Annotated in this window: 18 protein-coding genes and 1 pseudogene; 10 read left to right on the forward strand and 9 right to left on the reverse strand. The window is 67.2% G+C overall.

The window, feature by feature from the left end:
* The first annotated feature begins 21 nt into the window (after positions 1 to 21).
* The gene (locus VI26_RS09330; protein WP_082151001.1) at positions 22 to 1,899 is read left to right on the forward strand and encodes a methyl-accepting chemotaxis protein; all 1,878 of its coding nucleotides are present in this window, start codon (positions 22 to 24) and stop codon (positions 1,897 to 1,899) included.
* 63 nt (positions 1,900 to 1,962) lie between these two features.
* Here VI26_RS09330 and VI26_RS09335 read toward each other — a convergent pair whose 3' ends face one another.
* Positions 1,963 to 2,334, reverse strand: coding sequence for a CesT family type III secretion system chaperone (locus VI26_RS09335; protein ID WP_048409453.1), 372 nt, complete (start codon positions 2,332 to 2,334; stop codon positions 1,963 to 1,965).
* Between the two features lie 11 nt (positions 2,335 to 2,345).
* The gene (locus VI26_RS09340) at positions 2,346 to 4,055 is read right to left on the reverse strand and encodes a type III secretion system effector inositol phosphate phosphatase (protein WP_048409454.1); all 1,710 of its coding nucleotides are present in this window, start codon (positions 4,053 to 4,055) and stop codon (positions 2,346 to 2,348) included.
* A gap of 122 nt (positions 4,056 to 4,177) precedes the next feature.
* Between VI26_RS09340 and VI26_RS09345 the strand changes: the two genes are divergently transcribed.
* Positions 4,178 to 6,037 carry a tetratricopeptide repeat protein gene (locus VI26_RS09345; protein WP_048409455.1) on the forward strand — a complete coding sequence of 620 codons (1,860 nt, stop codon included), beginning with the start codon at positions 4,178 to 4,180 and terminating at the stop codon, positions 6,035 to 6,037.
* Positions 6,038 to 6,055: 18 nt separating this feature from the next.
* Here VI26_RS09345 and VI26_RS09350 read toward each other — a convergent pair whose 3' ends face one another.
* From VI26_RS09350 to VI26_RS23230, 5 genes and pseudogenes are all read right to left on the reverse strand, one after another.
* The gene (locus VI26_RS09350) at positions 6,056 to 7,438 is read right to left on the reverse strand and encodes an FAD-binding oxidoreductase (RefSeq protein WP_048409456.1); all 1,383 of its coding nucleotides are present in this window, start codon (positions 7,436 to 7,438) and stop codon (positions 6,056 to 6,058) included.
* A 1-nt stretch (position 7,439) separates the two neighbouring features.
* Entirely contained in the window at positions 7,440 to 7,955 is a 516-nt protein-coding gene (locus VI26_RS09355; protein ID WP_048409457.1) for a cupin domain-containing protein, read from the reverse strand.
* Between the two features lie 20 nt (positions 7,956 to 7,975).
* Positions 7,976 to 8,599, reverse strand: coding sequence for a glutathione S-transferase family protein (locus VI26_RS09360; protein WP_048409458.1), 624 nt, complete (start codon positions 8,597 to 8,599; stop codon positions 7,976 to 7,978).
* Positions 8,600 to 8,605: 6 nt separating this feature from the next.
* Positions 8,606 to 10,108 carry a sodium/solute symporter gene (locus VI26_RS09365; protein WP_053074342.1) on the reverse strand — a complete coding sequence of 501 codons (1,503 nt, stop codon included), beginning with the start codon at positions 10,106 to 10,108 and terminating at the stop codon, positions 8,606 to 8,608.
* Positions 10,105 to 10,335, reverse strand: a pseudogene (locus VI26_RS23230) (DUF485 domain-containing protein); the annotation flags it as partial. The pseudogene VI26_RS23230 and the gene VI26_RS09365, both read right to left, overlap by 4 nt.
* 128 nt (positions 10,336 to 10,463) lie before the next feature.
* Between VI26_RS23230 and VI26_RS09370 the strand changes: the two are divergent.
* Together VI26_RS09370 and VI26_RS09375 are read left to right on the forward strand one after the other, a co-directional pair.
* On the forward strand, positions 10,464 to 10,748 hold the full coding sequence (locus VI26_RS09370) for a hypothetical protein (RefSeq protein WP_048409459.1): 285 nt from the start codon (positions 10,464 to 10,466) through the stop codon (positions 10,746 to 10,748).
* Positions 10,748 to 10,981 (forward strand): hypothetical protein, encoded by a 234-nt coding sequence (locus VI26_RS09375; RefSeq protein ID WP_048409460.1) that lies wholly within the window; start codon positions 10,748 to 10,750, stop codon positions 10,979 to 10,981. Before VI26_RS09370 ends, VI26_RS09375 begins: the two co-directional genes overlap by 1 nt.
* Before the next feature lie 6 nt (positions 10,982 to 10,987).
* Here the strand turns inward: VI26_RS09375 and VI26_RS09380 are convergent, their stop codons facing one another.
* Entirely contained in the window at positions 10,988 to 12,124 is a 1,137-nt protein-coding gene (locus VI26_RS09380) for a sugar diacid recognition domain-containing protein (protein WP_048409461.1), read from the reverse strand.
* A gap of 184 nt (positions 12,125 to 12,308) precedes the next feature.
* Between VI26_RS09380 and VI26_RS09385 the strand changes: the two genes are divergently transcribed.
* On the forward strand, positions 12,309 to 13,628 hold the full coding sequence (locus VI26_RS09385; RefSeq protein ID WP_231580991.1) for an MFS transporter: 1,320 nt from the start codon (positions 12,309 to 12,311) through the stop codon (positions 13,626 to 13,628).
* Positions 13,629 to 13,665: 37 nt separating this feature from the next.
* Entirely contained in the window at positions 13,666 to 14,826 is a 1,161-nt protein-coding gene (locus VI26_RS09390) for a glycerate kinase (protein ID WP_048409463.1), read from the forward strand.
* 108 nt (positions 14,827 to 14,934) lie between these two features.
* Here VI26_RS09390 and VI26_RS09395 read toward each other — a convergent pair whose 3' ends face one another.
* Positions 14,935 to 15,630, reverse strand: a complete 696-nt coding sequence (locus tag VI26_RS09395; RefSeq protein ID WP_048409464.1) for a S4 domain-containing protein — start codon at positions 15,628 to 15,630, stop codon at positions 14,935 to 14,937.
* Positions 15,631 to 15,772: 142 nt separating this feature from the next.
* Between VI26_RS09395 and VI26_RS09400 the strand changes: the two genes are divergently transcribed.
* The 4 genes from VI26_RS09400 (at position 15,773) to VI26_RS09415 (ending at position 22,649) form a co-directional block, all read left to right on the forward strand.
* Positions 15,773 to 16,489 carry an SDR family oxidoreductase gene (locus VI26_RS09400; RefSeq protein ID WP_048409465.1) on the forward strand — a complete coding sequence of 239 codons (717 nt, stop codon included), beginning with the start codon at positions 15,773 to 15,775 and terminating at the stop codon, positions 16,487 to 16,489.
* 106 nt (positions 16,490 to 16,595) lie between these two features.
* Positions 16,596 to 20,189: an exodeoxyribonuclease V subunit beta gene (recB, locus tag VI26_RS09405; protein WP_048409466.1), complete on the forward strand. Its 3,594-nt coding sequence runs from the start codon at positions 16,596 to 16,598 to the stop codon at positions 20,187 to 20,189.
* A gap of 269 nt (positions 20,190 to 20,458) precedes the next feature.
* Positions 20,459 to 21,943, forward strand: a complete 1,485-nt coding sequence (gene pap / locus VI26_RS09410) for a polyphosphate:AMP phosphotransferase (RefSeq protein ID WP_048409467.1) — start codon at positions 20,459 to 20,461, stop codon at positions 21,941 to 21,943.
* Positions 21,918 to 22,649 carry a transporter substrate-binding domain-containing protein gene (locus VI26_RS09415; RefSeq protein ID WP_048409468.1) on the forward strand — a complete coding sequence of 244 codons (732 nt, stop codon included), beginning with the start codon at positions 21,918 to 21,920 and terminating at the stop codon, positions 22,647 to 22,649. Before pap ends, VI26_RS09415 begins: the two co-directional genes overlap by 26 nt.
* The last annotated feature ends 17 nt before the right edge of the window (positions 22,650 to 22,666 follow it).

Below are 22,666 nucleotides of genomic sequence, written 5' to 3' on the forward strand. Positions count from 1 at the left end.
CGCGAGAAAAAGGACTTGTTCATGAAATCTCTTCGTAGTCGGCTGATCGCCCTGAACGCGCTGCTGATGGCGGTGTTCGGGCTGGTGCTCGTCGTCATCGTGTTCGTGCAGATGCGCACGGAAATATTGCAGGGCCTGGACCAGGAATTCGAAGCCAGCCTCAAGGGGCAGAGCTCGGTGGTGACCACCTGGCTGGGAGAGAAGAAACAGCAGATCGTCGCGCAGAGCACGATGGCGGCGGAATCCGACGCTATCCGCTTCCTCAAGACCGGCGCCAAGGCCGGCGGTTTCAATGTCAATTACGCCGGCTACGCCGACGGCCGCTCGCTGTTTTCCGACGACTGGGTGGCGCCGGCCGATTACAAGGTGGCTGACCGCGACTGGTACAAGCGCGCCAAGGATAGCGGCCAGGCGGTGGTGACCGATCCCTATCTGGACGAAGCCACTAAGAAGCTGACGGTGACCATTTCCGCGCCGTTCAGCCACAACGGCGCCTTCGCCGGCGTGGTGGGCGGCGACGTGATGGTGGAGGCGCTGGTGAAATCGGTGCTGGGTCTGAAAGTGCGCGGCAATGGCTACGCCTTCATCATGGACAAGAAGGGCACGGTGATCGCCCACCCGCAAACCGACCTGGCTTTGAAGCCGATCACCTCGGTGGCGCCGGAATTGACGCCGGAGCGGCTGGCCGACATCGTCAGCCACGACCAGGCGTCGGAAGTGCAGATCGGCGGCCAGAGCATGCTGCTGTCGGCGCAGGAAATCCCAGGCACCAACTGGGTGATGGCCCTGGTGGCTGACCGCGCCACCGTGCTGGCGCCGCTGACCACGCTGCTGTACACCATCGCCGGCCTGACCGCGCTGGTGTTCGTGCTGATGATTCCGCTGGCGAGCTGGGTGATAGGCCGCATGTTGGCCGGCCTGGTGCGCTTGAAGAACGCGATGGAAGACATCTCTCATGGCGAAGGCGATCTGACCTTGCGCCTGAAGGATGACGGCCAGGATGAGATCGCCGCCACCGCGCGCGCCTTCAACACCTTCGTCGCGCAATTGGCCCAGCTGTTCCGCGGCCTGAAGCAGGATGCCGCCGGCGTGGTCAGCGGGGTGCAGGACGCCAGCCAGCTGGTGGCCGGCGTCGCCGACAGCTCGCGCCATATTTCCGATGTGTCCTCGTCCAACGCGGCCACGCTGGAGCAGATCACGGTATCCATCTCCCACATCGCCGACAGCGCGCGCCAGGCCGATGAACTGACCAGCCTGACCGGCGCCAGCCTGGAGGCCAGCGCCAGCAATATGCAGCGTCTGTCCAGCGGCATGGAGGGCACGGTGCAGTCGGTGCGCGGCCTGGAAACCATGTTGTCCTCGCTGGACAAGCGCTCGCAGGAAATCTCCGGCATCACCAATGTGATCCGCGACATCGCCGATCAGACCAATCTCTTGGCCTTGAACGCGGCGATTGAAGCCGCGCGCGCAGGCGAACAAGGCCGCGGCTTCGCGGTGGTGGCGGACGAAGTGCGCAAGCTGGCCGAACGCACCGCCCAGGCCACGCTGGAAATCTCCAATATGGTCAGCGCGATTCGCGACGAAACCGGCCGCGCGGTCAGCGATGTCAACCAGACCGTGGCCGCGGTGGACGAGGGCGTGGAACTGACGCGCGAAGCGGTGGCCAAGATCGAGGAAATCCGTGCGTCGATGCTGGACGTGGTGGCCAAGATGAACGAGATTTCCGATTCGACCAGCGAGCAACACAAGGCAACCACCTTGATCGCGCAAAGCTCGGAGGCGATCAATGGCCATGTGCTGGAAAACGACGATGCCTTGCAGAATGTCAGCAGCACCTTGACCGGCTTGTCGCTCAATGCCGGCAAGATGAACGCCGAGTTCGACAAATTCCGTTTATAAAAGGCGAGCGCAGCAAAACACGGCCGGGGAGCATGCTCCCCGGCCGTTGTCACGTGTGGCGGATCAGCCGGCTTGCGCATCCAACCGGCCACCCAGCCCCAGTTCGGCCTGCAGGCCGCGGGCGGCGCCAACCAGGAACTCCAGCCCGGCTTGCAGCTCGGCGCCGCTACTGTCGTCCGGCAGCCGCAGCAGCGCCAGCAGCAGTTCGCCGTCGGCGTCCGCCGCCAGCGTGACCCGATTGGCGAAGTTGTGCTGCAGCAGGCGCTGCAGCGTGCCGGCGTCGGCGGGCAGCGCGCCCAGCGGGCACACCATTTCCAGCCCGGAGGCGCTTTCCTCGAAGTGCACCGCGAAGTCGTCGCCGAAGAACAGCACCGGCTCCTCGTCGTCCAGTGCCAGCCCCAAGGTGTCGTACAAACTGAGCAAGAGCGTATTCATCGCGCGCCTCCTCAGGATTTGAGCAGGGTGGACAAGCCCTGCGCCTGCTGCCAGGCCGCAGCGTCGCCGACGCGCTGGGCGTAGGACAGATTGAGCAGCGAGCCGAGGGGTAGTTGCTTCATCACCTTGTTGCCGGGTGCGCCGGTGTTGTAGGCCTGCACTTCCAAATTGCCGCCCTGGGTCAGCACCTTGCCGAATAGTTCGCGCATGCCCGCATCCAGCGCGGCCTCGGGCCGGCTGGGCGCGTGTCCCTGATGCTGGGCGATCGCCTCGCGCTTGATCTCGGCATCCAGCATGCCGGTGCGATCCTTGCCGCTCTTGCAGTTCCAGCACGGCACCGCGCCGATCTCGAAGGCCAGCATCGCCACCCGCTGCGCCGCCTTGTAAGGCTCGCCGCCATCGCGGCGATGGGATTGCCGCGCCCAGATATCCTTTAATTGTTGGGCCATCTGCCAGACTCGGCCGCTATTGTCCGGGTTTTGCGCCAAGTAGTCGCCGACCCAGCCGCCCGGGTCCGTGCCCGGCTTCAGGTCCGGGCCCAACAGTTGTTGCAGCGCCGTCAGATTGAGCTTGTCGGATTCGCCATGGCCCATGCCCAGCTTGAGCGCCAGCTCATTGACGCCGAAATTGAAGGCGGCCACCTCCAGCTTCACCTGAACGGCTTGCAGCTCGCCATCGGCGTTTTTGACTTGCAGCGTCAGCGGCTGCGGCGCCGAGCTCAGCGCGCGCCAGGCGCCGATCTGATCGCGCAGCATGCCGCCTTCACCGCCCAGGCCCGGCGTGACCAGCGCGGTCGAGGTCAGCCGCAGGGTGACAGTATCGCCGGCCAGCGCTTGTCGCAGCGTGTCCGGCTGCGAAAACAGCGCGGCGGTGGCGACCTCGGTCGCGCGTTGGCGCGCGCCGTCCTGACGCCGCGTGGCGTCTTCCACGCCATAGGGCGACAGAATGCCGTGGCGAATCCCCTTGAACAGGGTCCGCTGCGCGTCGTCCGCGTCCGGACTATGCAGTTCGGACAGCCACAGATTGGCGGCGTGGCTGGTCTCGGTGGTGGAGGCCGAGCAGACGCCCTTGTCGTGGTAGCCGTTGGGGAAGATATCGCCGGCGCCGCCCAGCTTCATTTGCCCGGCCGGAGTCAGGGTGCAGCTGTATTCGCGCCCATTGTGTTGCAGGCGGGTTTCCACCGTCTGCCACGGGCGCTGGTTCAACAAGCGGGTGCTGGCCTGCTGCAATGAGGCTTTGGCTTCGCGCTGCGCCAGCTTGGCCGGCAGGCCGGCCCGGGTCAGCGCCGTGGCGATCACTGTCCTCACATCGCGGCTCAGCTGTGAATTGGAGGCCATTTCCCGCGGCTGCACCGCGCGGTCTGGCTTGAAGCGGGCGGCCTGCAATTGCTCGGCCATCGCGTGCAAGGTCTTGGCCTCGGCGCTGTCCCCCAGGCCGAATCCATGCAAGGCCAGGTGGGCGGCTTCCAGTTTGTGGCTTTGCAGCGCGTACAAGCCGTGCAGCGAACGCGAGGACGCCTGGGGCGCTTGCGCGTGCTGGCTCAGGTGGCTGAGCCAGCCGCCGTCGGGGGCCACGCGCTGGATGTCGGCGGCGCTGAGCTTGCGCGGCGCCGGCGCGCTGCCGGCGACGGGGCCGTCATGGGCGGTGGCGCTTGGGCGCGCGTCGGAGCTGCGCATCCAGTTGGACGGCCGCAGGGCTTGGAGCAGATTCAGGCTAGGCATGGCGGATGGCATTTCATGAAGAGAGAATGCTGGTTACTATGCGGGAGACGATATTTCGCTGATTTCAAAAAGCGCTTATCAGGATGTGTCCGGCCCGGATGCGTTCCGGGCGCCGAGAGCTTATGACCGATTTGACCCCCGACGCCTTGCGCGCCGGCGCCTTGCTGGCCGCCGGCGATGTCAGCGGCGCGCTATTGGCCGCGCAAAGCGGCCTGCAAGCCCAGCCGGACAATGCCGAGCTGTGGAATCTGCTGGGCGTTTGCGCCGCGCGGCTGGAGCAATTGGCGCTGGCCGAGCAATGCTGGCGCCAGGCGCTGCACTGCGATCCGCGTACGCCGGACGCCAACTACAATCTGGGGCGCTGCCTGATGAGCCAGGGCCAGGCGGCGCAGGCGGAGGCGCATTACCGCGCCGAACTGGAGCAGCGTCCGGAACACGCCGCCTGCCATGGCAATCTGGGCGTGCTGCTGGAGGAGGCGGAACGACTGGACGAGGCCGAGGCGCAATATCGGCAGGCCTTGCGGCTGCAGCCGCAATCCGCCGCCCACAGCTTCAATCTGGGGCGTTTGTTGTACCAGCGGCAGCCGGAGCAGGCCGAGGTTTGGCTGCGCCGCGCATTGGCGCTCGCGCCGGATGATGTCGACACGCTCAATCTGCTGGGACAGCGGCTGGCCGAGCGCGGCGAGCACGCCGAGGCGGAGACGCTGTTGCGTCGCGCCTTGACTCAGGATGCCGACCATGTCGGCGTCTTGAGCAATCTGGGCTTGCTGTTGCAGCTGCAGCGGCGTTGGGCCGAGGCCGAGGCTTGTCTGGGCGCGGCGGCGGAGCGGGCGCCGCGGCAGGCGCAGGTGCTGGGCAATCTGGCCCTGTGTTTGTGGCGGCAGGGGCGCAGCGCGGAGGCGGAGCCGCTGGCGCGCCGTGAGCTGTCGCTGGCGCCCGCCGACGCCGACGCGCATCAGCACCTGGCCTTGATCCTGGCGCAGCAAGGCGGCTGGGAAGAGGCCGAGGTGACGCTGCGCGCCGGGCTGGACGCTCAGCCGCTGCACGCCGGACTGCGCCGCAATCTGGGCTATTTGCTGCTGACCCAGGGACGTTGGGACGAGGGCTGGCCGCTGCACGAGGCGCGGCTGGAGACGATGCCGCTGCCCACGCCACCATCGCCGTGCTGGCTCGGGGAGGGACTGGCCGGCCGCAGCCTGCTGCTGTGCTTGGAGCAAGGCTATGGCGACGCGCTGCAAATGGCGCGCTATTTGCCGGAACTGCTGCGACGCGGCCCCGGACGCATGATCGCCGCCTGCCGGCCTGTGCTGCTGCCCTTGCTGCAAGCGCAGGGCTGGCCGGTGGAGTGGCTGCCGTTGGTGGATCTGGCGGGACCGTGGCCGGAACACGACTGCCATGTGTTTTCGATGAGCTTGCCAGGCCTGTTGCAGCCGGAGCCCGCGCCGGAGCCGGCCTATCTGCGCGCCGAAGCCGCCGGCCGCGCCGTCTGGCGCGCGCGCTTGCCAAGCAGCGGCCGCAAACTGGGACTGGTGTGGCGCGGCCGGCCGGAGCATGAGTTTGATCATTGCCGCTCCTTGCCGGATCTGGAGATGCTGCTTCCCTTGCTGGCCTTGCCCGGTGTTCAGTGGCTGGCCTTGCAGCCGGAGTTGAACGAGGCTGAGCGCGACTGGCTGCGCGCGCGCGGCGTGCCGGCCCTGGGTGATGAGCTGGCGGATTTCTCCGCCAGTGCCGCCTTGCTGGCGGAACTGGACGGACTGGTGACGGTGGACACCGCCTTCGGCCACTTGGCCGGCGCGCTGGGCTTGCCCTGCGCCTTGCTGCTGTCGGCGCGGCACACCGACTGGCGCTGGGGGTTGGGGAGCGAAACCACGCCCTGGTATCCGCGGCATCGCCTGTTCCGCCAACGCGAGCCGGGGGATTGGACGGAAACGCTGGCTCGCCTGGCGAACTCGCTGCCGGACTGCCTGGACCTCAGCGGCTGAGTGCGACAGGGAGATCGATCACAGCCACTTGCCCGGATTCATCAAGCGCTCCGGGTCCAGCGCGGCCTTGAGCGTGCGCATCAGTTCCAGCGCCAGCGGGTCCTTGTAGCGCTCTAGCCATTGCGGCTTGAGCTGGCCTATGCCGTGTTCGGCCGCCAGCGTGCCGCCCAGGCGGTAGACGTGGTCGTAGACGATGGCGTTGACCGCGGCTTCGTCTTCGAACAGATCGACGTTGCCGGGCCGGGTATAGCTGATGTTGTAATGCAGATTGCCGTCGCCGGCGTGGCCGAAGGCGACGATGCGCACGCCGGGATAAGCCCGACGCAGCGCGGCGCCGCAGTCGCGCACCAATTGCGGCAGCGCCGAGGTCGGCACCGCGATGTCGTGCTTGATGCTGGGTCCGTCCAGTTTCTGGATTTCCGAAATCTCCTCGCGCAGCAGCCACAGCTTGCGTCGCTCGGTCTCGCTTTGCGCCACCACGCCGTCGCGCGGGTTCTGCCCGGCCAGCCAGTCCAGCAGCGCCTCGTTCAACGCGGCGGCGTCGCCGCCGTCGGACAGCTCGATCAACAACAGCCATGGCGCGGTGAACGGTAATTGGCCGGGACGATGGCGCGCGATCGCCTGCTGGCAATCGGCCTCGATCACCTCGAAGGCGGTGAGACGGTCGTCGAAGCGCTGGCGCAGGCCGTTGAGCCAGGCGATGGCGGTGTCGATGTCGTCCACGCCGATCAGCGCGGTGGCGCGGGCGCTGGGCAGCGGAAACAGTTTCAGCGTGGCGGCGGTGATCAGGCCCAGCTGTCCTTCGGCGCCGATGAACCATTGCTTGAGATCCAGGCCGGTGGTGTCCTTGCGCAGGCCGGCCAGCGCATCCAGCACTCGGCCGTCCGGCAGCACCACTTCCAGGCCCAGCGTCAGTTCGCGCATGGTGCCGTAGCGCAGCACCGCGACGCCGCCGGCATTGGTGGACAGATTGCCGCCGATCTGACAGCTGCCTTCCGAGGCCAGCGACAGCGGAAACAGCCGTCCGGCCTGTTCCGCCGCCAGCTGCACCTCGCGCAGCGTCGCGCCGGCTTCCACGGTGATGGCGTTGTTGTCCGCGTCCAGCTGGCGCACCGCGCGCAGCCGTCGCATCGCCACCACCAGTTGGCGGCCACTGGCGTCCGGCGTGGCCGCGCCGCAAGTGGAGGTGTTGCCGCCTTGCGGCACGATAGCCACTTGGTGGCGGCGGCAGAGCTTGACCAACTCGGCCACCTCGGCGGCGCTGCCGGGCAGCGCCACCGCCAGCGGGCGGCCTTGATAGCGGCGGCGCCAGTCCAGCGTGTAGGGCGCGGTGTCGGCGGCTTCGGTCAGCAGGTGGGCTGGGCCGATCAGGGAGGCCGCGGCTTGGAGAAAGTCGTCCATGTCAGAAAGGGCCTCCGGCCGCGCGCAGCAGATCGGGCAGACCGTCGTGATCGCTCAGCGGCCGTTCCGGCGCGTTGCTCCAGTGCAGATCGCCGATGGCGGCGTTGCGCGCAGGATGCAGCGGATAGTGCACCTGGTTGTCGTCGCGGTTGACGTCGCCGACGCAGAGCAGGCGCACTGGGCTATCGCTATTGTTGATGAAGGTGTGGGCCAGGCCGCTGCCGGCCTTGAAGCCGACCGAGTCGCCGGGCCGCAACCGGTGCAGCGCGCCGTCCAGCCAGACGTCGGGCTCGCCCTCCAGCACGTGGACGAATTCGTCCTCGGTTTTTTCCGCGTGCGGCCAGCTGGTGCGTTGGCCCGGCTCCAGCAGTTCATGATGGATGCCGAGGCGGGCGAAGCCGTAATGCTTGCCCAGCGCCGCGCCGCGCGCCAGCGGTTCCCGGCTGTCGGGATAGCTTTGCGAACCGGGCTCGATCAGCTCGCTCCAGTGTTTGATGCAATCAGGACGGGAGGACATGGGCGGGGCTCCGTGGGGGCTTAGTCGGGAATGTCCGGCGCCATCAGCACATCGGGGTGCTGCCAGCCCGGCTGCTGGGCGATGCGCTCCAGCCAGGCCTGGACCTGAGGCCAGTCGGCGATGGCCAGGCCAGCGTCGGCCAGCCACCACAGATAGGCGCTGGCGGAGAGGTCGGCGATGCTCAGGCGCTGGCCGGCCAGGTAAGGCTGTTCGGCCAGCGCGGCGTTCAGGGTGTCCAGATCGGCGCGCGCGCGTTGTTCCAGCCAGGCTTCCACCTCCGGCTGAGGCAGCCGGTTCAGCCGCGACCAACGCAGATTGGGCACCGACAAGCCGACACGGTTGGCTTCCCAACTCAGCCATTCGCGCACGGTCTCGCGGCTGCCGTGCTCGCCGCTGAGCTGGCCGAAATTATTGGCCAGCCATTGCAGGATGGCGTTGGATTGGCACAGCGCGGTGCCGTCGGCCACCAGCACCGGCACTTCGCCGAAGCGGCTGGCGGCTCGGAAATCCTCCGGGCGCTGCTCGCGCGGCACGGCCAGGTCCACGTGGACGTAATCATGGGAAACATCGGCCAGCATCAGCGCCAGGCGCACTTTATAGCTGTGGCCGGACAAGCGGTTGCCGTAAAGAGTCAGTGTGGTCATTGAGTGTCAGGGTCGGTGAGAAGTTTCGCTAGCCGATGATACCGCCGTTGCGCCGCGGCGCGAACCCAGCCAAGCCAGCGCAAAGGCCAGCGGCACCGAGAACAGGGCCGGGTTGGCGTAGGGAAACAGCGGTTTGGCGTGGCCCAGCACGCCCACCCATACCGCTGGGCCGGCCACGATCAGCGCCGCTGCCGCGGCCAGGCCGCCCAGGCTACCCCACAGCGCGCCGCGCGCGCTGAGGCCGGGCCAGTGCAGGGCGAGCAGTAGCACCGGAAAATTGGCCGAGGCGGCGATGGCGAAGGCCAGGCCCATCAGGAAGGCGATGTTCTGCTGTTGGAACAGCGTGGACAGCAGCAGCGCCAGCAGGCCCAGGCCGACGGTGGCCAGCCGCGACACCCGTAGCTCGGCGTTGGCGTCGGCGCGGCCGCGCCGCCACCAGGCGGCGTAGAGATCGTGGCTGATGGCGCTGGCGCCGGCCATAGCCAGGCCGGATACCACCGCCAGGATGGTGGCGAAGGCCACCGCCGCCACCAGGCCCTGCCAGGCCGGGCCGCCCAATAAGGTGGCCAGGTGGATGGCTGCCATATTGCCGCCGCCCAGCAGCTTGCCGGCGGCGTCGTGGAAGCTGGGTTCCGGCCCCACCAGCGCCAACGCGCCGTAGCCGATGATGATGTTGACGGCGAAGAACAGCGCGATCAGGCCGGTGGCGAAGCAGGCGGACTGGCGCGCGGCGCGGCGGTCCGGCACGGTGAAGAAGCGCATCAGCACATGGGGCAGGCCCAGCAGGCCCAGGCAAAGGCCCAGGCCCAGCGACAGCACTTCCAGCGGATCGCTCAGCGCCGGGCTGGGCAGGAAGGCTTGCGGTCCGCGCAGCGCCTCGGCGGCGGCGAACAGCCGCGCCGGATCGCCGCCGAAGCGCGCCAGCACGCCGCCGGCCAGCAACAGCGCGCAGCCGCACATCAGCACCGCCTTGACCATCTGCACCCAGGTGGTGGCCAACATGCCGCCCAAGGCCACGTAGAGCACCATCAGCGCGCCGACCAGGCTCACCGCGGCCAGATAGGGCAGGCCAAACAGCAACTCGATCAATTTGCCCGCGCCCACCATCTGCACGATCAGATAGAACAGCGTCACCGTCAGCGAGTTGACACTGGCGGCCAGCCGCACGCCGTCATGGTTGAAGCGGCGGCTGAGCACCGCGGCGGCGGTATAGCAGCCGCTGCCACGCAGTTTCTCCGCCAGCAACAACAGCAAGAGCGGCCAGCCGGCCAGGGTACCAACGGCATAGGCCAGCGAATCGTAGCCCTGGGACAGATACATGCCGGCCGCGCCGAGGAAGGCCGCCGCCGACAGGTAGTCGCCGGCCAGCGCCAGGCCGTTCTGCCAGCCGCGGATACGGCCGCCGGCGGTGTAGAAATCGCCGGCCGAGGTGGTGCGCCGCGCGGCGGCGGCGGTGATGGCCAGCGTCAGCAGCGCGAATAATAGGAAAAAGGCGGAAGCGTGGCTCATGAACGCTCCGCATCGTCGGCGCGGCCGGCGGCCAGCGCATAGCCGGCGGCCAGCAGGAAGAACAGCAGGAACATGGCCAGCGCCAGCAGGACGGATGCCGGCCAGCCGCCCAGCTTGGCTTCCAGCCAGGCCGGGCGCAGCGCCAGCAGCAGATAGTAGCCAAGGCAGCCGGCGGCGGCGGTCCAGGCCAGCCGGCGGGAGAGGGTGCTTGTTCGCGTCATGGCGGCGAATTCTGGGGAAAAGCGCTAGTGTAGCGCATCCAGCGCCGCCGCCGCCGGAGGCTTGCCGCGGCGAGGGGCGCTGTTTATGATGGTCATGTGCTGCACATGACCATCTATCAGGGAGGTTTACGGCAATGACGACGGAACGGATTCCGGTGCTGGTCACCGCGGAGGACAAGAAGCGCTACAAGGCGCTGGCCGAGGCCGCTGGCCTGCCGGTGGGGGAGTTCATGCGCCGTGCCGCCGACGCTTTCCGGCCCGGGGACGACGATGCGCTGCTGGCCGCGATGATTGCGCAGATGGAGAAAACCACCGCGCAAGCCAGCGCCGCCATCGACGAGACCTTGAGCTATGTCGAGGCCTCCAACCGCCGCATCGCCGTCATGGAAGCGCGCGCCAGTGGCAAGCGGGTGGCGTGATGGGGGTGGCTGACAAGATGTGGGACGCGCTGACCACCGTGATCAAGATGAACGATAAGGTGGAGCGCATGGCCGGAGCGATGAAAAGCCAGCAGGCCAAGATCGAAAGCCTGACCGAGCGCGTGATTCGTCTGGAAACCCTATTGGAAATCGCGCTGGCGCAGCAGGGCGCCAAGCCCGCGCGGCTCAAGCGCATAGGCCGGCAGCCCGAAGCCGATGCCGGCGGCGACTGAGTTTCTTCAGCCCAGCAACAGCGCGATGTAAAGCCGGAAGCGGTCCTCGTGGCGTTGCAGATCCAGGCCGGTGATTTCGGCGATGCGGGCCAGCCGGTAGTCGAGCGTGTTGCGGTGGATGTGCAGCGCCCGCGCGGTGGCGCCGGGATGGGACTGGTGGGCGAACCAGGCTTCGGCGGTGCGGCGCAGCCCGCTTTTGCCGGCATGCTCCAGCCGTCGCAGCGGCAGACGCAGTTGCTGCGCCTGCCAGCCGTGATTGAGATCGGACAACAGCACCGGTAGCATCAGTTCGTAATAGCTGTGCGCCCGCCGTTCCGGCTGCCGCTGCCGGCCGATGCGCGCGGCGGCGCGCGCGCTGCGGCAGGATTGGGCGGCGCCATCGCGGCCTGGCAGCGCAATGCCCATGCCCAAGTGGTAGTCCGGCGTGTCCGCCTGTTCCAGCCAGGCGTTGAGCGCGTGCAGCCGGCGGCGCAGCTGCGTTCCGCCTTCGGCCTCGCCGTCTTCTGAGCAAGCCTCCACCAAGACCAACTCGTACGGAGCCGCGACCGCGCTCAGCAGCCGTGGCCAGCGCGTCGCCAGCGCCGCCTGCAACTGCTGCAGCGCCGCCTGGGCCTGGTCCGCGGCCAAGTCCGTCGCATCCAGCTGCAGGCTCAGCGCCACGTGGTTCTGATCCAGCCGCAGCCCCAGCCGCTGCGCCCAAGCATCCAGCGCCGCGTCGGATTCCTCGCGTATCCACTCCAACACGAAAGCCTCGCGCTGGCGCGCGTCGTGTTGCAGCGCCCGCTGCAACTGCGCTTGTTCCAGAATCATCTCGGCGGTCAGCCGCACCAGTTCGCCGAACTGGCGCACCTGCTCCGGCTGGCCGGTCAGGCCGACCACGCCGGCGATGCGGCCGTCCACCTGCAAGGGCAGATTGATGCCGGGGCGCGAGCTATGCAGCTTGCCGGCGGTGGCCTCGTCTATCTCCACCGTGCGCCGCTGTGCCAGCGCCAGCAGCGCGCCGTCGTGCAACTGGCCCAGCCGGCCAGCGTCGCCGCTGCCCAGAATCGCGCCTTGGGCGTCCATCACGTTCACATTGAAGGGGATGATGCGCATGGTGCGGCTAACGATGTCCTGCGCGAGTTCGGCGGTCAGAATGGGCATGGCGCTTCCCGGTTTTGTGCGTTTGCATAATATATTCCGGCAATCCCAGTGCATAAACCAGATGTTTGCATGAAGAATTTTCCGGCGGCGCTGACCAGAATGGGCGGCACAATACAAAAACAATATTCATCAGAACCAAGGAGATGCGCCGGAGGGAAGGCCCCCGCGCGCGGAGGAGATGGATTTGAACCCTAGCGAAACCCTGAACGCGCCGCGGCAGGACATTCTGGACGGTGCTTACAAAAAAGCCGTGTGGCGGCTGATTCCCTTCATTTTTGTCTGTTATCTGTTCAATTACCTGGACCGCGTCAACGTCGGCTTCGCCAAGCTGGAGATGCTGGACGCGCTGGGCCTGAGCGAGACGGTCTACGGCCTGGGCGCCGGCATTTTCTTCATCGGCTACGTCTTGTGCGGCGTGCCCAGCAATCTGATGCTGCACAAGGTGGGCGCGCGGCGCTGGATCGCCTTGCTGATGCTGGTGTGGGGCGCGCTGTCCGCCTGCCTGATGTTCGTCTCCACGCCGCAGTCCTTCTATACGCTACGCTTTTTCACCGGCGTGGCCGAGGCCGGCTTCTTCCCCGGCATCGTGCTGTATTTCACCCGCTGGTTCCCCGCTGACAAGCGCGGCCAGGTGATGGCCTTGTTCATGTCGGCGATCCCGGTGTCCGGCGTGCTGGGCGGCCCGCTGTCCGGCTGGATGCTGCAGCATTTCGCCGCCGGCCAGGGCGGCCTGGCCGGCTGGCAGTGGTTGTTCCTGCTGCAAGGCCTGCCCACGGTATTGCTGGGTCTGGGCGTGTATTTCTATCTGAACGACGGCATCGCCCAGGCGCGCTGGCTGAGCGCGGAAGAAAAGACGGCGATGCAGCAGGCGCTGATCGACGACGAGGCGCGGCGCGCGGCGCAACGTCCGATGGAGCAGTCTTTCGCCAGCGTGCTGGGCAATGTCAATGTATGGATGTTGGGCGCGATCTACTTCGCCATCCAGATGGGGGTGTACGCGATCAACTTCTGGCTGCCATCCATCATCAAGGGCTTGGGCTTTCAGAACGCCGGCGCCATCGGCTGGCTCAGCGCGCTGCCATATCTGGCCGCCTGCTTCTTCATGGTCTGGGTCGGCCGTTCCGGCGACCGGCGCGGCGAGCGCCGCTGGCACGTGGTGTTGCCGCTGTTGATGGGCGTGGCCGGCTTGCTGCTGGCGGCCAATAGCGGCGGCGTGGTCTGGTTGTCCATGCTGGGCCTGACCCTGGCCACCATGGGCGCGCTCGCCGGCCTGTCGATGTTCTGGCCGTTGCCCACCGCCTTCCTGGGCAGCGCCGCCGCCGCCGGCGGGCTGGCGTTGATCAACTCCCTGGGCCAGGTGGCCGGCTTCGTCAGCCCCTTTCTGGTTGGCTGGATCAAGGACTTGACCCACAGCACCGATCCGGCGCTGTACATCCTGTCCGGCGTGATGCTGGCGGGCGCGCTGCTGGTGCTGAGGATTCCGCCGCGGCTGGTCAATCGCTAATATCTTGCTCTTGTCATCTTCTGTGATTGAAAACCGCATGAAAATCGTCATAGCCCCGGACTCCTACAAGGAAAGCCTGAGCGCGCTGCACGTGGCCCAGGCGATCGAGGACGGTTTCCGCGAAATATTTCCCGCTGCCCGCTATTGCAAGCTGCCGATGGCGGATGGCGGCGAGGGCACGGTGCAGGCGATGCTGGACGCCTTGGGGGGGCAGTGGCGCGAAGCGCTGGTGCGAGGCCCGTTGGGCGAGGCGGTGTCCGCGCGTTACGGTTTGACCGTGGACGGCGTCGCGGTGATCGAGATGGCCGCCGCCAGCGGTCTGGCGCTGGTGCCGACGGCGCGGCGCAATCCCTTGTTGACCGGCAGCCACGGCACCGGAGAACTGATACGCGCGGCGCTGGACGCCGGCGCGCGCCGCTTCGTGCTGGGGATAGGCGGCAGCGCCACCAATGACGGCGGCGCCGGCATGCTGCAGGCGCTGGGCGCGCGGCTGCTGGACGCGGACGGGCGGGAGCTGCCGCCGGGCGGCGCGGCGCTGGCGCGGTTGGCGCGGCTGGATTTGTCCGGCCTGGAACCGCGTTTGGCCGGCTGCCGCATCGACGTGGCCTGCGACGTCGACAACCCTCTGACCGGGCCGCGCGGCGCGTCGGCTGTCTTTGGGCCGCAGAAGGGCGCGACCCCGGCGATGGTGGCCGAGCTGGACGCGGCGCTGGCGCATTTCGCCGCCCGCCTGGAACACGAGGCGGGCGTGGCGGTGACGGAGGTGGCGGGAGCCGGGGCCGCCGGCGGCATGGGCGCCGCGCTGTTGGCCTGCTTGGGCGGGCAGCTACGCTCCGGCAGCGCCATCGTCGCCGAGGCGGTGGGCCTGGACGCGTCGCTGGCCGACGCCGATCTGGCGGTGACCGGCGAAGGCCGTATCGATGGCCAGAGCGTGCAGGGCAAAACCCCTATCGGCGTCGCCCGCGTCGCCCGGCGTTATGGCGTGCCGGTGTTGGCGATTGGAGGTTGTTTGGGCGCCGGCAGCGAGCTGACCCATGCGCATGGGCTGGACGCGGTGTTCGCCGCGGTCAGCCGGCCTTGCAGCGTGGAACAGGCGCTGGCCGAGGCGGGCGACAATGTGCGCCGCGCCGCGCGCAATGCGGCGGCGGCGCTGGCGCTGGGCATGAAACTAAGCTCGCAGAACCGGTTCACGATCTAGCGAGCAAGAGCGAGACAAGGCAAAAACAGCCGAGGGAGCGGAATGTACAGGCGGTACATGAGCATTTCGACGCCGTTTTCAACAGCGCAGCAGACTTTGAATCGGTTCTCAGAAACGCTCGAAGTCCGGCACATAGCGCCATTGCCCGGCGGTCAACTGGCCTATCGCCAGCCGGCCGATGCGGATGCAGCGCAGCGCCAGCGGGCTGACGCCGAGGCCGGCGCAGATATCGTCCAACCAGCGCGCGTCGCGCGCCGGCAACACCAAGCGCAGCTGGCGGTCGCTCTGGCGCGAAATCTTGAGATCGCGTGGAGGCTTGCCGCCGGGGCGCAGGCCGTTCTGCCGTTGCTGTAGATCTGCGGCGGAAGGCGCGGCGTCGACATTGATCAGGAACTCCAGCTGGCAATCGGCCAGCCGCTGCGCCAGCTTGCGGTCCTGGGTCAGCGCCACCAAGCCGTGGGCATGCTCGGCCATCGCGCCGAAACCTTGCAGATGCTGGCGATGGCGCGGCAGCCAGCTCAGGCCGCTGACATCGCCGGGCATCTGGCTGTCCGGCCCCAGCAGCGTCAGCGGCTCGGCGTCGGCCGGCTTGTGCAGCAGCAAGGTGATTGCCGCGTCGCGTTGCGCGTCGGGCCGGCCCAAGAGTTCGACGCACTGCTGCGGCTCCACCCGGCTGCCCAGCGCGGTGACGATCCGGCCGTCCACTTTCACCAGGCCCTGCTCGATGCAGGCATCGGCTTCGCGCCGCGTGCACAAGCCCAGTTCCACCATGCGTTTTGAAAGTCGGATTGCGGTGTCGCTCATTGTGTCTGGCCTTGAATGCGGGTGTTCGGGCAGGGATTATCCCCTTTGCCGGCATGGCCGACAAATCTGACGAATCGGTTATCCTTCTGGCCTGGTACTGCTGCGGAAGCGCCGCGCAGAATCTGCTCAAACGGGAGAGGCCGTGAATATACTGATCATTGGAGCGAGCCGGGGCCTTGGCAAGGCTTTTGTGGAAGGATTGGGGCAGGAGGGCGATCGCGTGATCGGCATCTCCAGGCGTAGACCGGAAGGTTTGAAGCCGCCGGCTGGCGTGGCTTTGGACTGGATCGAAGCCGATTTGTCGAATCCGACCCAGGCGGTGCGACAGGTGATGAGCGCGTTGCCGGAACGGCTGGACGTGGTGATGTGCAATGTGGGCATCTGGGAGCGGAAGGCGTTCGAGCCGTCCTATGCGTTTTCCCATTGCTCGGACCTGGAGCTGATGGAGGTGGTGCAGGTCAATATCACGGCGACCATCCTGCTGCTCAAGCATGTGCTGCCGCGCATGTCGGGCGCGGCCAAGCCGCAGTTGTTCTTGACCGGATCGACATCGGCGCTGCCGCGCAGCGGCCGGCCCGAGGTGGCTTTCGCCGCCAGCAAGTTCGCCTTGAGCGGCATGGCCGACGCGCTGCGCGAAGAATATCGCGCCCAGCGTCTGGCCGTGACCTGCCTGCAATTGGGCTACCTTAACACCGAGGACGATTTGTCCGTGCCGCGCGCGCAAGCGGCCGAGCGCGGCGCCGGCCAGCTGATTCCCTTGCATGATGTGGTGAGCCTGACGCGCGCCTTGCTGAACTTGTCCGATGCCTCCTTCGCGCGGGAAATCATCCTGCCCGCGATCCTGGATGAGCGCTTTTGAGGCCGGGCGGCGTGGGGCTGCTCAGGATGCCGCTCCCGTGCGCAACAGCATAAGCAGACGTTTACGGGTCGTTTAAATGGCCGAATCGCATTAAAGTGTCGCCATCATGAGCCTGCTTCCCCAAGCGCTGGACGCGCTGAACTGTCCGCTGACCGGCATCAATCTGATCGAGGCCTCGGCCGGCACCGGCAAGACCTGGACCATCGCGGCCCTGTTCGCCCGGTTATTGCTGGAGGAGCGCGACGGCCAGCCGCCGCCCGGCATCGATCAACTGCTGGTGGTCACCTACACCAAGGCCGCCACCGCCGAGCTGCGTGAACGGCTGCGCCGGCGCTTGAGCGAGCTGGCGCAGACATTGGCCGGCGACGGCGACCCCGGCGGCGATCCCTTCCTGCCGGCGCTGGCGGCGCGTTTTCCACCTGGTCCGGTACGGACCCTGGCGCTGCAGCGGCTCAACGCGGCGATCACCGGCTTCGACGCCGCCGCCATTTACACCATTCACGGCTTCTGCCAGCGGGTGCTGACCGACGCCGCCTTCGAAAGCAGCCAGACCTTCGAAGCCGAACTGGTCAGCGACGACGAGGACAGACTGGTCGAAATCGTCGACGACTTCTGGCGACGGCGAGTGGTGGACGACCCTTTGCTGGCCCAGGTGTTGGTGGATAACGGTGAAACGCCGGACGCCTGGCTGGCCGAGGTGCGCCCCTATTTATCCAAGCCTTATCTGCGCATGCGCGCGCCGCATGTCGCCGGCCTCGAACGCGCCTTGCTCGCGGTGGAGCAGGGCTGGCGGGCGCTGGCGGCGCGGCCGGAACTGGCGGCGGAGGCCGCCGATGTGTTGCGCGCGGTCGAAGGCTTCAATGCGCGCAGCTACAGTCCGGCCATCATTGGCCGCGCCATCGAGGCGCTGGACGCCCTGCTGCGCACGCCGGACACGGTGCCGGTGCTGGACAAGGACGGCCGCCGCCAACTGGATAAATGGCTGCCGTCCAACCTGGCCAAGGGCATGAAGAAAGGCCATACCGCTCCGGAGCATCCCTTGTTCGCCTTGGTGGAGGCCTGGCTGGGCGCCTGGGACGCTTATCTGGCAGAAGTGGCCCTGTCGGTGGCGCAACTGAAGCTGGAGTTGATCGATTGGGTTAATCAGCAGCTGAGCGCGCGCCGCGCCGGCGAGCGCAGCCGTGGTTTCGACGATCTGTTGACCGATCTGGGCGCGGCGCTGATTGATCCGATCAGCGGCCCCTTGCTGGCGGCCCATGTGGCACGCAGTTTCCAAGTGGCGCTAATCGATGAATTCCAGGACACCGATCCCATCCAATACTCGATTTTCCGCCATTGCTTCGTCGCGCAGCAGCGGCCGGTCTTCCTGGTTGGCGATCCCAAGCAGGCGATCTACAGCTTCCGCGGTGCCGACATCTTCGCCTATCTGGCGGCGCGCGACGACGCGCAACACCATTACACGCTGGACACCAACCGCCGTTCCGAGGCGCCGCTGGTGTGCGCCGTCAACGCGCTGTTCGCGCGCGAGCTGCCGTTTCTGATCGACGGCATCGCCTACCAGCCGGTGGCGGCGGCGCCGGCTTCCGGCGGCCGGCTGGAAGTCGACGATGGCCGGTCGCCGTTCTGCTTCCAATGGCTGCAGCCGGAGGCGGCGGACAAGGCCGCCAGCGGCGAAGCCGCCACCGCGCTGGCCGCGGACGCCTGCGCCGACGAGATCGCGCGCTTGCTGGCGTTGGCAGCCGCCGGCCGCGCCGCCATCGTCGGTGGCGAGACGCGGCGGCCGCTGGCCGGCGGCGACATCGCGGTGCTGGTGTCCACCCATCGCCAGGGGGATAGGGTGAGGCAGGCGTTGGCCGAGCGCGGCGTGGCCAGCGTGGCGCTGACCCTGGAGAGCGTGTTCGCCAGCCGGGAGGCCGGCGAGTTGCTGGCCTTGCTGCGCGCCTGGGCGGAACCGGCCAGCGAGGCGCGCTTGCGCGCGGCGCTGGTGACCGAGCTGGCCGGCGTCGACGCCGGCGAACTGCTGTCCAGGGTCGAGGACGAGACACGCTGGGAAGCTCAGTTGCAGGCCAATGCCGCCGATCATCTGCTGTGGCGCGAACGCGGCTTCATGGCGGCGTGGCGGCATTTCTTCGCGCGCGAGCGAGTGGCCGAGCGCCTGCTGCCGCTGCCGGACGGCGAGCGGCGGCTGACCAATCTATCGCATCTGGCGGAATTGCTGCAGCAGGAAAGCGACAGCCGGCAAGGCATGGCGCCGCTGCTGGCCTGGCTGGAAGCGCGGGTGGCGCAGCCGCCGGGCGGCGAAGAAGCGGTGCTGCGGCTGGAGAGCGACGCGGCCCTGGTCAAGATCGTCACCATCCATACCGCCAAGGGCCTGCAATACCCGGTGGCCTTCTGCCCCTTTCTATGGGGCGGCGCGCTGGAGCGGCGCGACACCGCCTTCTGGCGTTACCACGCCGAGGAGCAATCCTGGCTGGCGCCGGACGTCGCCGCCGACGCCGACGTCAGGCTGGCGGCGCGCAGCGAGCTGCTGGCGGAAAAACTGCGCCTGCTCTATGTGGCGCTGACCCGGGCGCAATATCGCCAATACCTGTGCTGGGGCTGGGTGCGCGGCATGGAAACCGCGGCGCTGTCCTGGTTGCTGCATGGCCGCGACGCGCGTGGTTTGCCGCAGCTGGAACAGCTGGAACTGGACGCCGGCGTGGTCAGGCGTCAGCTGGACGGCTTCGTCGCCGCGGCCAATGCCGAGGCCGGCGCCGCCTGCGCGGTGCTGGAAGGCGCTGTGGAGCGGTCATCGCTGGCCGCGCCGCGCGCCGGCGGGCAGGACTACCGGGCGCAGGTTTTCGCGCGGCGGCTGGCCGCGCCGTGGCGAGTGGCCAGCTTCACCTCGCTGACCCATGCGCAGGCGGCCGGCAAGTGGCAGGAAAGTCCGGACCACGATGCGCGCCAGCCTTCGGCGCCGGCGCCGCAAGAGCCGCCGGCGCTGGATCGCTTCGGCTTTCCACGCGGCGCCAAGGCGGGTACCTGCTTGCACGAGATTTTCGAAACCATCAGCTTTGGCGTCGACGCGGCCGGGCTGCGCCAAGCGGTGGAACTGGCGCTGGCCAAGCACGGCTTCGCGCCGGAATGGGCCGAGGCCGGTTATGAGATGGTGGCGGCGACGCTGAACGCGGAACTGGACCCGGGCGTGACGCTGGCGGCGGTGCCGGACGACAAGCGGCTGGTGGAGATGGAGTTCATGCTGCCGGCGCCCAAGCTGGAAGTGGCACGGCTGGCCGCCATCCTGTCCGCGCCGGAGCACGGCCTGGCCGCGCCCTTGCGCGCGGCGGCTGCGCAGTTGGACTTCGCCACCGTGCGCGGCTTCCTCAAGGGCTTCATGGACTTGGTGTTCGAGGCGGACGGGTTTATCTACCTGGTGGACTACAAATCCAACCATCTGGGCGGCCAGCGCGAGGATTACCGGGTGGAGCGCTTGGCGGAGTCGATAGCTCAGGAGCATTATTATCTGCAGTACCTGATCTATAGCGTGGCGCTGCGCCGCTATTTCAGCGCGCGCGGCATCGATTTCGCCGCCCGCTTCGGTGGCGTGCGCTATCTCTATCTGCGCGGCATCGGCGCCGATGGCTGCGGCATCTGGCGCGACCAGCCGGCGCCGGCGCTGCTGGACGCGCTGGACCATTGGTTTGCCGGCGGGCATGCGTAGGAATGCGGAGTGCGCGAGCCAGGGGTATCCAACTAAGCTGAATTATCTGAAGTGGAACGCATCCGGTAAGAACGTGTTTACGATCTCGCGAGCGAAGGCGAGACAAGGCGAAAACGAGCGAAAAAGCGGAATACACAGGTGGTGCATGAGCATTTTGAGCTCGGTTTCAACGCCCATTTCTATCTATCCCGCCGACGCGCAGCAGATCGTAAACAGGTTCTTAAGGGGAGAGTAGCGCCGGGGCGAGCCGACAATAACAAGGACGCATCATGTTCGAATCCGCCGAAATCGGCCACAGCATAGACAAAAAGACTTTCCGCGAAGCCATGCCAAAATTGCGCGAGGCCTTGCTGGATCTGCAATACGACCTGAAGGAAAAAGCCGACTTTCCAGTGCTGATCCTGATCCACGGTTTCGACGGCGCCGGCCGCGGCGAAACCATGAATCTGATCAATGAATGGCTGGACCCGCGGCTGATAGACACCGTCGCCTTCGCCGAGGCCAACGATGATGCCCGCGCCCGGCCCTGGATGTGGCGCTACTGGATGCAGCTGCCGACCAAGGGCCGCATCGGCATGTTCTTCGGCTCTTATTATTCCGACGCCTTGTTCGATCGGGTATTCGCCCGCAGCGACCGCGACGCGCTGGACCGGCAGATTTTCGACATCCTGCGTTTCGAGCGCATGCTGACCATGGACGGCGCGCTGGTGCTGAAATTCTGGTTCCACCTGACCCGCGAGCAGCAGCACAAGCGGCTCAAGCAGATGGAAAAAGACCCGGCCAGCAGCTGGCGCGTGACCAAGACCGACTGGGAGCACTACGAGCGCTATGACAAGATCCGCAAATCCGCCGAGCACATCCTGCGGCTGACCAATACCGCCGCCGCGCCCTGGGTGGTGGTGGACGGCGAGGACGCCAATTACCGCAGCCTGACCGTGGGCAACACCCTGCTCAACGCCATCCGCAACCGCCTGGCGCAAGCTCAGGGTTCGCAGGCCGAGCTGATAGACGCGCCGCCGTTGCTGGCGCCGATAGACAACAAGCTGTTGCTGGACACCCTGCAGCTGGACCAGGCCATGGACAAGGCGAGTTACAAGGCCGAGCTGGAGAAACTGCAAGGCCGGCTGCACCGGCTGACCCGGCATCCGCGCTTCGCCCAGCACTCGCTGGTGCTGGCCTTCGAAGGCAACGACGCCGCCGGAAAGGGCGGCAGCATCCGCCGCATCACCCAGGCGCTGGATGCGCGTCGTTACCGGGTGGTGCCCATTGCCGCGCCGACGCAGGAAGAAAAGGCCAAGCCCTGGTTGTGGCGTTTCTGGCGCCATGTACCGGGCAAGGGCGGCATCACCATCTTCGACCGCACCTGGTATGGCCGGGTGCTGGTGGAGCGGGTGGAGGGCTTCGCCAAAGAGGCGGACTGGATGCGCGCTTATTACGAGATCAACGACTTCGAGCATCAGCTCAGCGAAAACGGCGCCGTCATCGTCAAGTTCTGGCTGGCTATCAGCAAGGACGAGCAGATGGCGCGTTTCAAGGGCCGCGAGGAAACCGGCTTCAAGCGTTTCAAGATCACCGAGGAGGACTGGCGCAACCGCGACAAATGGGATGCCTACAAGCTGGCGGTCAGCGATATGGTGGACCGTACCAGCACCAGCAAGGTGCCCTGGACACTGGTGGAAGCCAACAATAAATACTATGCCCGCATCAAGATCCTCAAAACCATTTGCGATGCGCTGGAAGCCAGGCTGGGCTGAGGTTGCGGCCGGGCTGCTCGCGTTGCTGCTGGCGGCTCCGGCCCTGGCGGCCGGGCTGACCCTGCGCGCCGGCGTGGCCAACGACAGCTTTGGTCCCTTGTTCAGCGCTCAGGACGGCGTGCTGGCCGGCCAATACCGCGCGGCGTTGGAGCAGATAGGCCGGCTCAGCGGCATCCGCTTTGAGCTGGAATATTACCCGTCCTCGCGCTTGCAGCAATTGTTCGAGGTGGCCAAGGTGGATGTGGAAGTGGGCGTCAATCCATCCTGGCGCGCGTTGTCGCCGGTGGCCGGCTTCTACACCAAGCCCATAGACGTTCAGGCGCTGCGGTTGTGCTTCGCCGCCGGCAAGCGCCGCAAGGGCGCGCTGCCGGCCGGCCTCAGCGGTTTGAGCGTGGGCGTGCTGCAAGGGCGTGTCTACCCGGCGCTGGAACCGGGCTTTGCCAGCGGCCAGCTCAAGCGGATGGAGGCCGCCAGCGAGTACGACTTGCTGGGGGGCCTGCGCCAGGGCCGCATGCAGGCCATTGTCTTGAGCCAGCGTCAGCTGGACACCTTGCTGAGCCACTCGCCGGAGGCGCCGCCCTGCGTGCCGGGGGAAAGCGTCGGCAGCGTGCCGGTGATGCTGCGGCTGCACCCGCAATACCGCCAGCTATTGCCGCAATTGGACAAGGCGATTCAGCAGCTGCAAGATAGCGGCAAATTGCGCTGAGGCGTCCCATTCCCGCT

Source organism: Chromobacterium sp. LK1 (assembly GCF_001043555.1).
GTDB lineage: Bacteria > Pseudomonadota > Gammaproteobacteria > Burkholderiales > Chromobacteriaceae > Chromobacterium > Chromobacterium aquaticum.

What these genes read in the sequence shown, in the direction of transcription:
- recB (WP_048409466.1), top strand. Translation starts at nt 16,596, where the DNA reads ATGAGCCTGCTTCCCCAAGCGCTGGACGCGCTGAACTGTCCGCTGACC.
- VI26_RS09345 (WP_048409455.1), top strand. Translation starts at nt 4,178, where the DNA reads ATGACCGATTTGACCCCCGACGCCTTGCGCGCCGGCGCCTTGCTGGCC.
- VI26_RS09380 (WP_048409461.1), bottom strand. Translation starts at nt 12,124, where the DNA reads ATGCCCATTCTGACCGCCGAACTCGCGCAGGACATCGTTAGCCGCACC.
- VI26_RS09390 (WP_048409463.1), top strand. Translation starts at nt 13,666, where the DNA reads ATGAAAATCGTCATAGCCCCGGACTCCTACAAGGAAAGCCTGAGCGCG.
- pap (WP_048409467.1), top strand. Translation starts at nt 20,459, where the DNA reads ATGTTCGAATCCGCCGAAATCGGCCACAGCATAGACAAAAAGACTTTC.
- VI26_RS09350 (WP_048409456.1), bottom strand. Translation starts at nt 7,438, where the DNA reads ATGGACGACTTTCTCCAAGCCGCGGCCTCCCTGATCGGCCCAGCCCAC.
- VI26_RS09375 (WP_048409460.1), top strand. Translation starts at nt 10,748, where the DNA reads ATGGGGGTGGCTGACAAGATGTGGGACGCGCTGACCACCGTGATCAAG.
- VI26_RS09395 (WP_048409464.1), bottom strand. Translation starts at nt 15,630, where the DNA reads ATGAGCGACACCGCAATCCGACTTTCAAAACGCATGGTGGAACTGGGC.
- VI26_RS09355 (WP_048409457.1), bottom strand. Translation starts at nt 7,955, where the DNA reads ATGTCCTCCCGTCCTGATTGCATCAAACACTGGAGCGAGCTGATCGAG.
- VI26_RS09370 (WP_048409459.1), top strand. Translation starts at nt 10,464, where the DNA reads ATGACGACGGAACGGATTCCGGTGCTGGTCACCGCGGAGGACAAGAAG.
- VI26_RS09415 (WP_048409468.1), top strand. Translation starts at nt 21,918, where the DNA reads ATGCGCTGGAAGCCAGGCTGGGCTGAGGTTGCGGCCGGGCTGCTCGCG.
- VI26_RS09335 (WP_048409453.1), bottom strand. Translation starts at nt 2,334, where the DNA reads ATGAATACGCTCTTGCTCAGTTTGTACGACACCTTGGGGCTGGCACTG.
- VI26_RS09340 (WP_048409454.1), bottom strand. Translation starts at nt 4,055, where the DNA reads ATGCCTAGCCTGAATCTGCTCCAAGCCCTGCGGCCGTCCAACTGGATG.
- VI26_RS09365 (WP_053074342.1), bottom strand. Translation starts at nt 10,108, where the DNA reads ATGAGCCACGCTTCCGCCTTTTTCCTATTATTCGCGCTGCTGACGCTG.
- VI26_RS09360 (WP_048409458.1), bottom strand. Translation starts at nt 8,599, where the DNA reads ATGACCACACTGACTCTTTACGGCAACCGCTTGTCCGGCCACAGCTAT.
- VI26_RS09330 (WP_082151001.1), top strand. Translation starts at nt 22, where the DNA reads ATGAAATCTCTTCGTAGTCGGCTGATCGCCCTGAACGCGCTGCTGATG.